Origin of the sequence: uncultured Veillonella sp. (assembly GCF_900545795.1) — a bacterium.
In the GTDB taxonomy this organism is placed as follows: Bacteria; Bacillota; Negativicutes; order Veillonellales; family Veillonellaceae; genus Veillonella_A.
Genome location: NZ_URAR01000001.1, coordinates 295,845 through 311,677 on the forward strand (window position 1 = coordinate 295,845; position 15,833 = coordinate 311,677).

The following is a 15,833-nucleotide window of genomic DNA, read 5'->3' on the forward strand; positions in this document are numbered from 1 at the left end:
CTTTCTCAACTGTTTAACCCCTAGGCTAAGAGCCACTATTACCGAGCCACTTCATATTCATGAACTTCATTAGAATTATCTCGATGAATCGTATAGCCTTCATCTTCTAGGGCCTTCGTAATTCGATCAATATGCTCTTCTCCATTAGTTTCTACGGTCACCCGCAATTCCACTTCATGGAAGCGATCTAAATTTTTAAATTGATTGTGCTCTAATTTAATAACATTCGCATTTTGTTCAGCTAAAATACGCGATACATTCACTAATTGACCTGGTTTATCTGGCAAATTAACTGAGAATGTAAAAATGCGTCCTCTCACAATAAGCCCCTTAGTAATCATAGATGCAATAGTCAACACATCTATGTTGCCACCACTGAGTATAGATACAACTTTCTTGCCTTTTTCCTTGAGCTTTTTAAGGCCTGCAATAGAAAGAAGTCCTGCATTTTCACCTACAATCTTGTGTTTCTCTGCTACCATGAGAAAGGCTTCCATCAATTCATAATCAGATACAGTGACGATTTCATCTACATATTCTTCTATGTATTTTAATGTCATATCACCAATTTGTTTTACTGCTGCGCCATCAGCAATCGTACTAACTCCATCTAAGGTCACTACATGATGGGCCTCTAAAGAAGCCGTAGCACTTGCTGCCCCTACTGGCTCAACGCCAACGACTTTAATAGATGGATTCTTTAGCTTTGCCGCCGCTGCTACACCGGCTATCAAACCGCCACCGCCAATAGGTACAAGTAATATATCAGCATCTGGTAATTCTTCTAAAATCTCCAGCGCAATCGTGCCCTGTCCTTCAATGACATCTTCATCATTAAAAGGGTGAACGAATACATAGCCATTTTTTTCCTGAAGCTCTACTGCTTTTTGGTACGCCTCATCATATACTTCACCAGCTAATACTACATCAGCACCATATTGCTTGGTCGCTTCTACTTTAATCAAAGGGCTCGGCTTTGGCATTACGATAACCGCCTTTGTCCCTAAGCGCTGTGCGGCTAACGCTACACCTTGTGCATGATTGCCTGCCGAAGAAGCGATGACACCTCTGCTTTTCTCGTCCTTGGATAATTTGGCGATTTTATTATAAGCACCACGCAATTTAAAAGAACCGGTACGCTGCAAGTTTTCTGGCTTGATGTACACATCATTGCCGCTTTCCTTGGAAAATACAGAGCTGTGAATCAATTTAGTCTTCACCGCCACTGTACCAAGTCGCTCTCTTGCTTCTATAAAATCATATAAACTTAACATCCTACCTAGTCCTTTCTCTTTTTCTAGAACAACATGTTCTAGCTCTCTTTTTATCTATGCTCGGCCTCTCACCGCCGAGTTTTTTATGTTCTCTATACTCTTTACTAGCCCTCTCACCGGCTAATATGTAGTAACGCTCTTTTTTCTCTCATTAACCCACTCATCGGTTAATTTGTATGTAATGCCCTCTTTTTTCTCACCACTAGCCCTCTCACCGACTAGTGTATATGTAACTCTCTCTTTTTACTCGCCACTAGCCCTCTCATCGGCTAGTGTGTACAGATTCTCTAAACCCTATAATTTATTTTTATTTATTAATCTTCATATATTTCAATAGCCCCTTGTGCTGCGGAAGAAACATGAGCCGCATATTTCTTTAAATAGCCAGTCACTTGAGGTTTGTATGGTTTTAAAGCAGCCTTACGCTTAGCAATTTCTTCATCGCTCAGACGAACAGCTAACTTTCTATTAGGAATATCAATTTCAATGATATCTCCTTCTTCTACCACTGCAATAGTACCACCAGATGCAGCCTCTGGAGATACATGCCCAATCGATGCGCCTCGTGTAGCACCAGAGAAGCGGCCATCTGTAATTAAAGCCACATCCTTACCTAAGCTCATACCTGTAATTGTAGAAGTAGGTGTTAGCATTTCTCGCATACCAGGACCGCCTTTAGGCCCTTCATAGCGAATGACCACTACATCACCGGCTACAATCTGTCCGCCCATAATAGCCGCCACTGCATCTTCTTCATTATTAAATACACGGGCTGGTCCACTATGTACCAACATTTCTGGATCTACGGCTCCGGCCTTAACTACAGAACCATCTGGTGCTAAATTCCCTTTTAATACAGCAATACCACCAGTGCTATATACTGGATCATCCCAAGGATGAATTACATCTTCATCAAGTACTTTAGCCACCTCAGCAATTTCACCTTGTGTTACAAGCGATACTGTTTTAGCCTCTTTATGAAGACGATTATGCACTGCTAAGCGATTAAGTACTGCTGAAATACCTCCAGCGGCATACAAGTCTTCAATAAAATATTGACCTGATGGAGATAATTTAGACAATTGCGGCGTCACTTCTGCAATATCGTTGAAATCATCTAGCGTAAGTTCTACACCTGCTTCATGAGCTACGGCTGGTAAATGAAGGGCTGTATTAGAAGAACCTCCTAAGACCATATCAACGGCTACAGCATTTTCAAAAGCTTCTCGAGTCATAATATCTCTTGGTCTAAGATCAGCTTTAAGAACATCCATAATCTGCATGCCAGCTCGCTTAGCTAAGCGAGTTCGCTCAGAATATACGGCAGGAATTGTACCATTGCCTGGAAGGCCCATCCCCAAGGCTTCAGTTAAACAATTCATAGTGTTTGCTGTGTACATGCCGGAACAAGAACCACAAGTTGGACATGCCACATCTTCTACTTCCGCTAATTCCTCTTCTGTCATAAGGCCTGCTTCCACTTTGCCTACCGCTTCAAACACATCGCTAAGACCGATTTTCTTCCCCTTATAGGTACCAGCCAACATAGCACCACCACTGACAAAGATGGACGGAATATTCAATCGCGCGGCAGCCATCAACATACCTGGTACAATTTTGTCACAATTAGGTATGAACACTAAGCCATCAAAAGGTGTTGCCATAGCTGTTGCCTCAATGGAGTCAGCTACAATTTGTCGCGTAACTAAAGAATATTTCATGCCAATGTGATTCATCGCTGTACCATCGCAAATACCAATTGTATTGAATTCCATTGGTATGCCGCCGGCTTCGCGAATCCCATCTTTTACAGCTTGCACTAAATTGCGCAAATGCATATGTCCGGGAATAATTTCATTAAATGAATTTGCAATGCCAATGAGGGGCTTACCAATTTCTTCATTTACAAATCCAAGTGCTTTAAGTAAAGATCTATGCGGCGCTCTGGCCACTCCTTTGGAAATATTATCGCTGCGTTTCATAAGTCTCTCTTCTTTCTCAATCCATTTTATAGATTGTATCTTTTAAATTAACTACCTAGTAAGCTTTTGATTAATTCTAGCTTTTAATAAAAAAAGACGATTCCTAAGAATCGTCTTAAAAGTCCGTATGACAATATGAGGATATGTTCAAAAAATCGTAATAACCACGCCTATACTCACATATTAACTTGCTATGCCAATGTTTCCATTGATGAGTATAGGGAAATGATTTTTTTAAACCTTCAAGACGAAGCCTGTTAAGTTTTGTTCATTTCTAATGACAATAATGTCAATAATCACCAGCAAGCTAATAATAATTAGAACAAATGCTAACATGACTTCTTCTCCTTTCCTCTACTCATTACTACGACTGATTATACTAATACAAAATTATGACTACCTGCTAGGCTCTAAAGGCCTTTACTTACACATTGCAATTTAGTCATATATCATCGATACATCTAATCCCAAACTCCACAACAGGAAAACTCTCGTTTACCTGCAATGTATTGTTCCACTGTAAGTGTATCCATGTCCATTATATTAGCACTATGATGAGAAAAGTGCAATACTTTTTTACTATAATTTTACAATTTTTTCAACTTTTTTCTTTTATTTTTCTGAAGACTTAGCAAGTACGCTATGTTTTCGACTATAAAAAGTGTATATCAAAAATCCTAAAATGCTCCAACTTGTAAATAATTCAAAGGTGTGCGCCGATAATTGTGAAAATACAAATAAGCAGAAAACAATTGCTAAAGGCGCTACTATATATACAGCAGGGCAACGGAAATCGCGCTTCACATCAGGATATACGCGGCGCAGTACCATGACACCTAAGGACGCGCACATAAAAGCAAATAAAGTACCGGCAGAGCACATTTCAGCCACTATATGAATGGGAGTAAATCCTGAAATCAATGCTACCACTACACCTACAATAATCGTGATAATATGAGGCGTATGGAAGGTTGGATGAATGCGACATAAGCTTTTAGGAATTAAACCATCCCGGCTCATCGCATAAAAAGCACGCGTCTGTGCGTAAATCATCACCAATAATACTGTGGATAAACCGCATAATGCCCCCGTACCAACAACAGCCGACCCCAACCGGGAGCCTACATATTCTAGCACATATGTAGCCGGTGCTGCCGTATCTAACTGGGGATATGGCACTACACCCGTCATCACGGCGCTGACTGCAATGTATAAAACAGTGCAAATCGCCAAAGACGCTATAATGCCAACTGGCATATCTACTTTAGGATTTTTAGTCTCCTCTGCCGCTGTAGCGATAGCATCAACACCTAAATAAGCAAAGAATAAAATCGCTGTCCCTGCTGCTACCCCCTTCCAGCCATAAGGCAAGAATGGCGTCCAATTAACTGGATCTACATGAGGGGCAGCTAAGAAAATAAACAAGAAAATTGTAGCAATTTTTATCAATACGAGAACTCGATTAACCCTTGCACTTTCGCGAATGCCCAAGACCAACAGCAAAGTGGCAAATAAAACAACAATAACGGCCGGTAAATTCACAATGCCTCCATCATGAGGCACGGCCGTCAACGCTTGTGGCAAATCAATTCCACCAGCATGCAAAATGCCTACCAAATAAGCAGACCAACCACCGGCGACGGCACTAGCTCCTACAGAGTACTCTAGCACAAGCCCCCAGCCAACCCACCAGCCAAAAAATTCGCCCAGTGAAGCATATGTATACGTATATGCACTACCAGAAACTGGCAACATGGATACGAGCTCAGCATATGCTAAGCACACAAAGGCACATGTTATGGCCGCTAATACAAATGAAAGCATTAAGCCTGGCCCTGCATAATCAGCTGCACCAATACCAGTTAACACAAAGATACCCGTCCCAATTATGACGCCTAAACCTAATAAGGTTACATCAAAGGCACTAAGGGCACGGGTGAGTTTTTTCTCCTCTGCCACGGCCGTTAAATCAGCCAATGACTTCCTACGAAACCAAGTCACAATATTCCTCCTATGCTACATAACTACCTTTCTTATTATACACAGAAGGGCTTATTACGCCTAGGATTTATTCAGACTTTCTGCATAGACACAAATCAAAATTAATAACCAAATATAAAAAGGAACTGAACCTAAGCCCAGTTCCTTTAATCTTTATTATCTTATTTTTACTAACTAGTACGCTACTGCCCCCAAGCAAGTTTGAAGATGTCTCAACAGTACAAAGTACTCATCTTCTTCGCACTAGCCCAATCTATTAGTTAACTTCTGCTACAGCAGCTTTTTTTACAACAGCCTTATTAATGAGACCAACTACAAAACCCACTACAGCAAAAGGTACCCAACTCATACCAACAGCGTGGAATGGTACATATTGAGCAAATGCTTCGCCAAAAGAACCTAGTGCAAAACCGGCTGTTTCAGCACCACTTACAAAAGCGGCAATCAACGTAAGGCCAATGCTCCACGCATATACGCATTGACGGCCATCAAACACGCGATCTAAGAACGCTAATGCGATGATTACAATAGTCAATGGATACAAGAACATCAACACTGGAATAGTAGACACAATGATAGTTTTTAAACCAAACATACCAATGAAGAAAGATACTACTGAGAAAATAACGGCATATGCTTTATAGCTTAAGCCTGAGTATAAACGGTTAAAGTAAGTAGCACAAGATGTTACAAGACCAATACTTGTAGTCAAGCATGCTAATAATACGATAATAGCAAGTACGATAGCACCTACATTGCCGATTAGAATACGAGCACTACCTGCTAATACAGGAGCCCCTGTTTCAAGCACACCTAATTGCTCTACGCTAGTAGCACCAAGATTAGCGATGAAGATATATACAAAGCCAAGGCAAGCTACAGCAATAATACCGGCCTTAAATGTAGCCGATGTGATTTGCTCTTTAGTTTTTGCACCTGATAAAGTAACAAATTGAATCACCAAGATAGCAAATACTAAGGATGCTAACGCATCAAGTGTATTGTAACCATCTAAGAAACCTTGAAGCACCGCTGTGCTTGGTGTAGCATATTGCTCCATAGGTGCCATATAGCTACCCATTGGGGTAATCAAAGATTTAGCAATTAAAATACAAATAGTCAATAATAAAAGTGGTGTTAAGACTTTACCAATGCGGTCTACTAATTTAGCTGGGTTAATAGCCAACCATAAAGTAATAGCAAAGAAAATAGCCAACACAATACCTTGCGTCATATCAGAGCCGCCGCCATCTAAGAAAGGTCGAACGGCAATTTCATAAGATACTGTGCCTGTACGAGGAATCGCGAAAGCTGGCCCAATGGAAAGGTATAAAAGTACAGTATAAATAAATCCATAGGCAGGGTGTACGCGACTAGCCAAAGCTTGTACGTCCTTAGAGCCAGAATAGCCCATCGCCATAACGCCAAGTAATGGCAAACCTACACCAGTAATAATGAAGCCTAAAATAGCCCACCATACATTCTCACCTGCTTGTTGCCCCAAAGCGGCAGGGAAAATTAAGTTACCAGCTCCAAAGAATAGAGCGAATAACATGAGACCTATAGCTATATAGGCTCGGTTGTTTAAATTTGCTTGATTGTCCATAAAAATCTCTCCTTTTCACAAGTTTAGGTTTTATTATACAACAGTTTTTTAGAATGGACAAATGTATTTTTCTTTATTTTTTTAATTTTAGTATGCAGAAAGCGCATATTATTATTTAATATGTGCTTTGTACTAATAAGTGTTAAATTTTTACTATCTAACAAACCCTTTATTTACAGGGAATAACGCCTACCTTTACATCATAAAATGTACTGCCCGTCCCCTTATCAGTCATGCGGCTGGCCGTTAAAGCATTAATGCTTACTGCCTCATCTGAAGAATTCCGTTGCCACCATACCCCATAGGTAAGCACCGTTCCCTTCGCTACCCTATCATCAAAGTAAAGGGGCAACTTCACTTCCCCACGTTCATTTTTCAAAATGACTGTATCCCCTTCTTTTAGTTCCTGAACCAAAGTTTCGTTTGGATTCATATAAGCAGCCATATAGGGTTTTGAATTGATTTTCTCTTTTATGTTTTCTTGCCCCTCAAGCTTGCATTCTACTTCTACACCATATCGCTCATTAAAGGAAGAATCTAAAATGCGTGGATCTGGTGCATTAATTAGCCAATACGCTTCATCATCTCCATAAGGTGTTGTATATGTGGGCAACGGTTGATCTTCCTGAGGATTTAAAATTTCAATCTTCCCAGACGGTGTTTTAAAATCCATTTTGTAGTGTTTAGGTAACTCTACTTCTACCGGTTCACCTGCTAAAACGCGCTGCTGTTCTTCGTCAGTTAAAGCAGATCCTTCCAACGTTTCTTTAATTAAATCCCAAGCCGAACGATTAAAAATCTCATCCGTTAGGCCAAAGGCTTTCGCAATAGTACAAATTGTATCCCAGTTAGACTTGCTATCCCCTATAGGCTCAATTATCTTACGCCCTAAACCAACAGAGTAATGACCGTAAGAATTATAAATATCATCATGCTCTAAGGATGAAGTAGCAGGTAGCACAATATCGGCATACTTAGCAGTATCAGTCATAAAGCGCTCATGCACAACCGTAAATAAATCGTCTCGCATCAGCCCTGCGCGTACTACATTTTGGTCTGGCAAAGTAATCGCCGGATTCGAGGAGTACACATAAAGACATTTTATAGGCTTCTTTGTATCCAATAAAGCAGGCCCTAATTGCACCATAGGAATGAGACGACCTAGCAAAGGCGCCTCTGTATCATCAAGACTATAAGCTAAGCTTTTAATTTGCGCTTTAAGTTTAAGAGCCTCCTCTGAATTATAAAATTCACTGCGCTCTAAGCTATCCAAAGTAGGCGCATGAGAGCTCCAAGCCATGAGAGCTTTACTTATAAAGGCACTTCCTGATGTGCTGCCTAAAAATCCGCCCCCCTGTTTTGCATACGCTCCCACCAAGGCTGGCAAGCAAGTAATAATGCGCACCGTCATGGCCCCATTTCCATAACGGGACAGGCCACTACCTAAGCGAATAAAGGGCGCCTGCGCTGCGCCATAAGCATGGGCTAATTCTTCAATACGCGCTTCACTTACACCTGTAAGCTCTGCTACCGTACGCAAATCATAATGAGGTAATACATCCTTGCACAGTTCTTCATAGCCCTGTACATAGTTTGCTACAAACTCTTTATCTACTAAACCATCACGAACTAGCACATGCATGACGCCTAGTGCCAAAGCACCGTCGCTACCTGGTTTAGTTAGGACTACTTCATCACCAAGATCGGCGGTGCTGCTACGATACACATCTACGACCCATACTTTAGCCCCTTTTGCTTTAGCACGCTTCACATCATGAAGAATGTGAAGATTCGTGGCCACTGCATTAAGGCTCCATAAAATAATAAGATCACTATGCTGCATTTCCTGAGGCCTAGTACCTAATGTTTGACCCATTACGGCCTGCCAAGCATAGCGCTTAGCAGGGGAGCAAATCCCTCTATCTTGACGCGTTGCCCCGAGGCGTGCAAACAGAGGATCACCGGCAGCGCTTTGGATGAGCCCCATTGTACCTGCATAGGAATAAGGCATAATACTTTCACTGCCATAATCCTTAATCGTCTTTTTAAATTGTTGTGCAATTTCCGCTGTCGCTTCGTTCCACGAACAAGGCTCAAACTGCCCTAAACCTTTAGGGCCTACACGGCGCAAAGGAGTCTGTAGGCGCTCTGGAGAATGAACTACGTCTTCATAGTGAACCATCTTTTGACATAAAGTCCCTCTAGTAAAACTATGGTCAGGATTCCCCTGTACCTTTTTTACTATATTGTTCTCCACCTTTATAACTAAGCCACAAGCATCTGGACAGTCATAAGGACATACGGAATTATGAATTGTTTCCATCACCAAGCTCCTCTCTTTATGTATAGTATCTGCCATCTTAAATATACCACGTTTGTAGTATCAGATAAAGTAAAGAGCCCTCTACAGTAGAGAGCTCTTTGCTAGAATTTATATTATATTTTATATTTTCAAGCGCTATAGAAATCAACCTCTATTAGTAGCACTATAGTGATTCACCTTTAGTAGTAGCTCTATATAGTAGCACCATAAGGATTAAACTTTATCCATAACACTATAAAGATGGCCCTCTATTAGTAATTCCCTTTGAAATCACCGGCAGCCGGTGGCTCATAATCGCCGAAGTAATCAGAGAAAGTTAAACCTATGGATTGGCAAAGATTATAAATTTCAAGCATAGTCATATCAATAACTGGAATGCCTTCCTTGCGGCGGGTTTCATATGCTTCTACTTCTTTTTCGCCATGTGTATAAATCCGTGTTTGCCCCTTAGCTTTTGGACTATTGCGAATTTCTTCTAGTAAAGTCGACATATGCTGTTTAATCGCGTCAGCATCACCAAAGAAGGCCGGATTAATAGCCATAAATCCATGACAAGTATTGGCGCGTCCGCCTTCACCTATATGATGAGACGTAGCCCCTACAGATAGAATAGAGGCAAAGAGTTCTGCTACCATGCCATTGCCATAGCCCTTGTGAGAGCCTAATTCTTCAGTACTGCCGCCTAAAGGCATAATGCCGCCGCCTCGCTTATGGGTCAAATTATCAAGGATCGTAGCCGCATCATCGCTTGGACTACCATCAATATCTACAGCCCATTCCTTTGGCACCTTTTTGCCAAGTTTATTGTAAATCTCAAGTTTACCTCTCGTAACAACCGTCGTAGAAGCATCAAAGAAGAAATTATATGGCTCTGCTGGTGCTGCCCAAGCTTGAGGATTGGAACCCAACATAGCCATGCGACCAAACGTTGGCACCATTAAGGATTCTGAATTTGTAGAGGAGAAACCAATAAGGCCTTCTTCTACAGCCATATTCGCATAATAGCCTGCGATACCATAATGATTGGAATGTTTTACCGTCACTATACCGATGCCTGACTTCTTAGCCTTGTCAATGGCTAATTTCATAGCAAAATGCCCATTTATCTGACCCATCCCATGATGTCCATCCACCACTGCGGTAACCGGTGTTTCAAAAATAACTTCCGGCTTCGTATCGACTTCAATGATACCTTTTTGAATGCCCTTTTGATAGCGCACTAAGCGTTGTACGCCATGACTATCAATGCCATATAAATCTGACATGAGCAAGACATCGCGAATAATCGCTGCATCTTTAGTGGAAAAGCCAAATTTCTTAAAGGCATCCATACATAAACGGTTTAATTGATCATATTTGACGGTTACTGTGTGTTCCATAACAAGGCCTCCTCATCGGCATTTAGCACACTTAATACATTATTCGGCCGCGTCTTTTTGATATACTATAGCTATTTTATTTCCTATGCGGTTAGCAAACACTCTTACGTATTCGCTTTATTTTACAAATTCGTTTAGCTTCTATAAATTCATTTTATTTTTTACCTATAGCTTCATTCATAGCGGCACTAATACTCTCCGCTTGTGCAGAACTACTAGCAGTTACCAAAGACACCGAGCCCATGGAAACAACAGCTCCATTACTAGTAGTAGGTACAACTTGTTTATCATGGAATAAACGAGCTAATTTCCCCGCCACTAAATAGGCGCGTTCTTCTGCTGTCAACTGACCTGTAGGCTCGCCTGTGTAGACTGCTTTATTATTAATATATACAGTATTTTCTTTTACCTGCACTTTTTTGCCTGAGTATTCATATAGGCGTTGTAAGTTTTCATTAATGCGATTACTTGTCTTTGGATGATCATTAGGATTAATAATCTGGGCTAATCCTTCCTGATATAATTCGCCATATTTTTCGCGAATCGTATACATCGACATCGGTGCGCCACCAAGATTATACGGACTATCCGCTAAAATAGAAAATCCTAATTCATCAGCATTTTTCTCCTGAGATACAGAGAATACTTGATTGGATAAGTACTGACCAGCAATATTGCCTAAGAGCACACTAGCCGTACCTGCATCAGCTGTAGCAGCCCCTACAGCAACTTGTACACCAAGCTTTTTCTTTAAGCCGCGCACGCCATCCTTATGTTCCCCATGGGCAATTTCATGACTCATAATATAAGCCAATTCATCATCACTCATGCGGTCCATAGTGCCCTTATTGACCGACATAACTCGACCAATAGCCATAAACGCATTGATATCATCTTGCGGATTTACATACACTACATAGGAGCGCTTCACCTTAGGAGACTGTGATAAGGTATCTAAAATGCGTTGCGCCCGTTGCTGATACGCCGCATTATTATAATATCCAGTCATCTCCTTATATTTTTTTAAGCTAGCTTCTTGCCCCGCATCAGTATCATCTAATTGTGATACAGTTTGGTGCACTTCAGCCATGCCTAAGGCGCCCCCTAATAATACGCCCAGTGCCGAAGCGTCAACTCGTTGCCCTTGACTGCCTGAACCTACTAAAACTGTTGCTCCAAGTAAACCTACCATTAATCGTCGTTGCCATTGTTTCATAGTCATTCACTCCCGTCAAATCACCATTACATCCTTGCAAACGTATTCACTTGTAACGCCTTTATTTTATTATGGCAAAGGAGACCTCGCTTGTCTTCATGTTCCATAATAAATAAAATAGTCACTTCGGCCTATTTTTTGGCTCTACGCAGCATAAAACAAATTATACTTCGTCTGGTCGCGAAGTTGTATTGCGGAATTTTGTTAGCGCCCCGTCAAAGAGGAGTTTAATATTATCTAAAGCGCCATTACGGTGCTTACTAATAATAACTTCCGTCACATCCTGGGCATTTTCATCCTTTGTATAATATTTGTCGCGATATAAAAAGGCTACAATATCCGCATCCTGTTCCAAAGAGCCTGATTCACGAAGGTCACTGAGGAGCGGCCGCTTATCTTGACGCGCTTCTACAGCTCGACTGAGCTGTGATAAAGCAATTAAAGGAACATTAAATTCACGAGCCATTATTTTAAGATTTCGAGAAATCTCTGAAATTTCCTGCTGCCGATTTTCTGGACTTGATTTACTACCACTACGTCCCTTCATGAGCTGAATATAGTCAATGATGATTAAATCAAGACCATGATCAACTTTTAAACGGCGAAGTCTCGATCGCATATCTTGCGGTGTCATATCCGCTGTATCATCAATATATAGGCGCGCACTACCCATCATTTCAGCAGCTTTAGCTATGCGGTTCCAATCATCTGGCTCCAATTGACCACGTCGCAATTTCTCAGAACTAACTTGTGCCACAGATGACAAAATACGACCTACTAACTGAGCCTTTGACATTTCCAAGGAGAAGAAAGCTACTGACTTCTTAGACTCCAATGCTACATTAGAAGCAATGTTCAGTGTAAATGCCGTTTTACCCATGGATGGACGGGCTGCCACTAAAATAAGATCTGACGGCTGTAGACCATTAGTCAATTTATCTAAGTCAATAAAACCTGTAGGAACCCCACTAATCGCATCGGTATTTTGCGCTAACTCACCAACGCGATTTACCACCTCTTCCATGACCTGACCAATGGAAGAAAATCCTGTATCCGCCTTGATTTGACCGCTAACGCCAAGAACTAATTGTTCTGCCCGATTAACGATGTCTTCAGCTGTATCAGCGCCTTCATAACTAATGCCTACAATTTGCTCCCCTGCCGCAATTAAACGGCGAAGCTGCGCTTTTTCAGCCACAATGCGAGCATGCTCTTCCGCATTATACGTAGCTAAGGAATCATTAGTGAGCGACGTAATATAGGCAATGCCACCTACTTCATCAAGCTTTTTTAATCGCGTTAATTCATCAGTTAATAAGACTAAATCTGCTCTTTTATTGGCGTATATGATATTTTGTATAGCTCCAAAAACAATGCGATGCGCATCGCGATAGAAATCTTGCTCGGTTATGATGCCACTAATATTGTCATACACATTATCCCCTGTCAACAAGGCGGCTAATACAGCCCGTTCTGCCTCTATACTATGGGGTGGAATGCGTGCATCTGCCATGTAACTTCCCCCTTCAACTGTGCAAATAAGGCACCCAAAATACCGGGTGCCTCACACTTAACCTTCTACTACTTCAACCTTAATGGTAGTGGTAATTTCTGGATGCACACGAATTAGCACATCATGTACGCCCAAAGTTTTAATTGGATCTTTTAATTCAATTTTCTTTTTATCTACATCTACATCGAATTGCTTAGCTAATGCATCAGATACATCTTTGCCCGTTACAGAACCAAACACGCGACCGCCTTCACCCATTTTTACAGGAATGCGAACTTGAACTTTAGCTAATTGGCTAGCCAAAATTTTTGCTTCGTCATTATCCACTTGTTTTTTATGCGCTACAGAGGCCTGTTTTTGCTTAGCATTATTTAAATTAGCTGGTGTACCTTCTAAAGCTTGGCCTTTTTTAATCAATACATTGCGGCCATACCCTTCACTTACTTCGATAATCTCGCCACGTTTACCTACTTTTTTGACATCTTCTAATAAAATTACTTTCATTCTGTCTCTTCCTCCTTCTTCATGGCTAATAACTGCTCTTGTGCTGTCTTTTTCACAGCTTCACGAGCTTCAGCCATAGTCATATCATATAATTGACCACCTGCAACAGTGCGATGACCACCACCGCCGAGGGCCTCCATAATAAGCTGTACATTAATGGCTCCTTGAGAGCGCGCACTCACACCGATGCCACCATCGGCTAAATCATAGAGTACAAAACTCGCCTCAATACCTTCAATAGTAATCAATTGATCTGCTGCTTGAGCAGATACAATCGATGAATTTTGAATCCCTTCCGGACATTCTGTAAGCGCTAAACCATCAAAACGCTCTGCTGCGGCTAACATTTTAGCTCGCAATTGCATGCTATCAAAGCTTTCCATAAAGAGATGACGTACAATCGATAAATCAGCTCCTGAACGACGTAAGAATGAAGCTGCATCAAAAGTTCTAGATCCGGTTTGCACTACGAAATTCTTCGTATCCACTACTATGCCTGCATATAAAGCACTAGCCTCTACTACATTGAGTGTAATAGGATCAGCAAAGTACTGAATTAATTCCGTCACTAATTCACTAGTAGACGAGGACGCTGGCTCTAAATAAGTCAATAATGGTTTTTCAATAAAATCAGAAGCACGGCGATGATGGTCGATAACTACGCGTCGCTTAGATAATTGTAAAGCCCGAGGCGCCGCTACCATATCAGGGCGATGCACATCCACCACAAATACTAAAGTAGAGTCTGTTACAAAATCCTCAGCCGCCTGCGGCGTAATCAATAAACTTTCAAAGCCTGGCTCTGTAGGGAATAAATCAGATAGCTTTTTGATGGCTACCGTCTGGTCACTTACCGCCACATGTACAGATTTACCAGCAGCTCGCGCCATAGCAGCTACGCCAATAGCACCGCCAATACTATCATAATCTTCTCGCTCATGGCCCATTACAATAACGGAATCGGCATCATCCATTAACTCTTTAATAGCCTGTGCCACTACACGGGCACGAACGCGCGTATTCTTCTCTGCCCCTTGAGTTTTACCGCCAAAGAACTTCAATTCCTTACCTACATATACACTCGCTTGGTCACCACCACGACCTAAAGAAAGCTCTAGCGCCGAACGAGCTCGCTCAGATTGCTCCTTAATAGATGGCTCGCCAACGGCAATACCAATACTAATAGTAGCAGGAATACGGCGACTTGTTTCCAAATTATGAACCTTCGCTAATAATGGGAAGTTTTGACTAATCATATGTAGCAAAGATTCTTTTGAAATACAGAAAATATAGGAATCTTCTGTATAATTTCGCACAAAACCGTCATATTGGTCAATCTCCGCCACGATGGCATTATTGATTTCAGCCCAAAGATTAGTGTACTCTACATCACTAAGACCCTTAGTCACTTCTTCAATATTATCCATCATGAGGAAGCCAAAGGCTGGTGCCATAGCCTCCGCTTCATGGCGAAGCTGTTCTGATTCCGTAATATCATCAAAGTAAAATGCCATATAGGACTCAGGCATTTCTTCTTCCTCTTCCCCGGGCTTAGGCGCAATCCCTTCAATAAACTTATAAATGATGCGATATGAGCGCTCCTCAATCTGTTCATTGAAAAAGCCTGACTTGCCCCAAAGCTTATCGAGTCGCAAGCTAGGAATAAATGTATTGAGACGTTGCGTTTTATCTGGGTCTTGAGGCATCCAATCGCGGAATACACTATTGCACCAGCATACACGCGCCTTACTATCAATTATAACAATCGCTGTTGGTAAATTTTGAATAGCATAACTAGTAGCTTGTGTAATCCCCTTAGCAAAGGTGTCTAATTGCACGCTCATCTTCTTTTGCTGCTTACTAATCGCACGACTTGCTACTAAATAGGCAACGATTACAAAAAACAAGCTAAAAATAGCCATAATCCAATTCAACCAACAAATGACTAACAATAAAGCAATTACAATGCCTAATGCGGTAAATTGTAGTGCTCCATAATAGCCTTTATTCGCATTCATACACTCGCTCCTTGTCC

General features: G+C 41.4%; 10 protein-coding genes. All 10 read right to left on the reverse strand.

The window, feature by feature from the left end; genetic code table 11:
- Positions 1 to 38: 38 nt before the first annotated feature.
- The 10 genes from ilvA to QZR90_RS01265 all read right to left on the reverse strand — a co-directional run bounded on the left by ilvA (position 39) and on the right by QZR90_RS01265 (position 15,816).
- The gene (gene ilvA / locus QZR90_RS01220) at positions 39 to 1,274 is read right to left on the reverse strand and encodes a threonine ammonia-lyase (protein WP_295787876.1); all 1,236 of its coding nucleotides are present in this window, start codon (positions 1,272 to 1,274) and stop codon (positions 39 to 41) included.
- Positions 1,275 to 1,588: 314 nt separating this feature from the next.
- Positions 1,589 to 3,256, reverse strand: coding sequence for a dihydroxy-acid dehydratase (gene ilvD, locus QZR90_RS01225; protein ID WP_295787878.1), 1,668 nt, complete (start codon positions 3,254 to 3,256; stop codon positions 1,589 to 1,591).
- Positions 3,257 to 3,868: 612 nt separating this feature from the next.
- A complete protein-coding gene (locus QZR90_RS01230) occupies positions 3,869 to 5,257 on the reverse strand; it encodes an amino acid permease (RefSeq protein ID WP_295787880.1) in 1,389 nt (462 codons plus the stop codon).
- Between the two features lie 256 nt (positions 5,258 to 5,513).
- Positions 5,514 to 6,863 carry a branched-chain amino acid transport system II carrier protein gene (gene brnQ / locus QZR90_RS01235; protein ID WP_295787882.1) on the reverse strand — a complete coding sequence of 450 codons (1,350 nt, stop codon included), beginning with the start codon at positions 6,861 to 6,863 and terminating at the stop codon, positions 5,514 to 5,516.
- A 169-nt stretch (positions 6,864 to 7,032) separates the two neighbouring features.
- Entirely contained in the window at positions 7,033 to 9,186 is a 2,154-nt protein-coding gene (locus QZR90_RS01240) for a molybdopterin-dependent oxidoreductase (RefSeq protein ID WP_295787883.1), read from the reverse strand.
- Positions 9,187 to 9,437: 251 nt separating this feature from the next.
- Entirely contained in the window at positions 9,438 to 10,565 is a 1,128-nt protein-coding gene (locus QZR90_RS01245) for an Ldh family oxidoreductase (RefSeq protein ID WP_295787886.1), read from the reverse strand.
- Between the two features lie 154 nt (positions 10,566 to 10,719).
- The gene (locus tag QZR90_RS01250) at positions 10,720 to 11,781 is read right to left on the reverse strand and encodes a M48 family metallopeptidase (protein ID WP_295787888.1); all 1,062 of its coding nucleotides are present in this window, start codon (positions 11,779 to 11,781) and stop codon (positions 10,720 to 10,722) included.
- A 163-nt stretch (positions 11,782 to 11,944) separates the two neighbouring features.
- Positions 11,945 to 13,294, reverse strand: a complete 1,350-nt coding sequence (gene dnaB / locus QZR90_RS01255) for a replicative DNA helicase (protein WP_295787890.1) — start codon at positions 13,292 to 13,294, stop codon at positions 11,945 to 11,947.
- Between the two features lie 57 nt (positions 13,295 to 13,351).
- The gene (gene rplI / locus QZR90_RS01260; RefSeq protein ID WP_295787892.1) at positions 13,352 to 13,798 is read right to left on the reverse strand and encodes a 50S ribosomal protein L9; all 447 of its coding nucleotides are present in this window, start codon (positions 13,796 to 13,798) and stop codon (positions 13,352 to 13,354) included.
- On the reverse strand, positions 13,795 to 15,816 hold the full coding sequence (locus QZR90_RS01265; RefSeq protein ID WP_295787894.1) for a DHH family phosphoesterase: 2,022 nt from the start codon (positions 15,814 to 15,816) through the stop codon (positions 13,795 to 13,797). The genes rplI and QZR90_RS01265 overlap by 4 nt, the downstream gene beginning before the upstream one ends.
- Positions 15,817 to 15,833: the final 17 nt, after the last annotated feature.

Bases quoted from the DNA above. Each gene is read 5' to 3' on its own strand.
- QZR90_RS01245 (WP_295787886.1), bottom strand. From the start codon at position 10,565: ATGGAACACACAGTAACCGTCAAATATGATCAATTAAACCGTTTATGT.
- ilvA (WP_295787876.1), bottom strand. From the start codon at position 1,274: ATGTTAAGTTTATATGATTTTATAGAAGCAAGAGAGCGACTTGGTACA.
- QZR90_RS01240 (WP_295787883.1), bottom strand. From the start codon at position 9,186: ATGGAAACAATTCATAATTCCGTATGTCCTTATGACTGTCCAGATGCT.
- dnaB (WP_295787890.1), bottom strand. From the start codon at position 13,294: ATGGCAGATGCACGCATTCCACCCCATAGTATAGAGGCAGAACGGGCT.
- QZR90_RS01250 (WP_295787888.1), bottom strand. From the start codon at position 11,781: ATGAAACAATGGCAACGACGATTAATGGTAGGTTTACTTGGAGCAACA.
- brnQ (WP_295787882.1), bottom strand. From the start codon at position 6,863: ATGGACAATCAAGCAAATTTAAACAACCGAGCCTATATAGCTATAGGT.
- ilvD (WP_295787878.1), bottom strand. From the start codon at position 3,256: ATGAAACGCAGCGATAATATTTCCAAAGGAGTGGCCAGAGCGCCGCAT.
- rplI (WP_295787892.1), bottom strand. From the start codon at position 13,798: ATGAAAGTAATTTTATTAGAAGATGTCAAAAAAGTAGGTAAACGTGGC.
- QZR90_RS01265 (WP_295787894.1), bottom strand. From the start codon at position 15,816: ATGAATGCGAATAAAGGCTATTATGGAGCACTACAATTTACCGCATTA.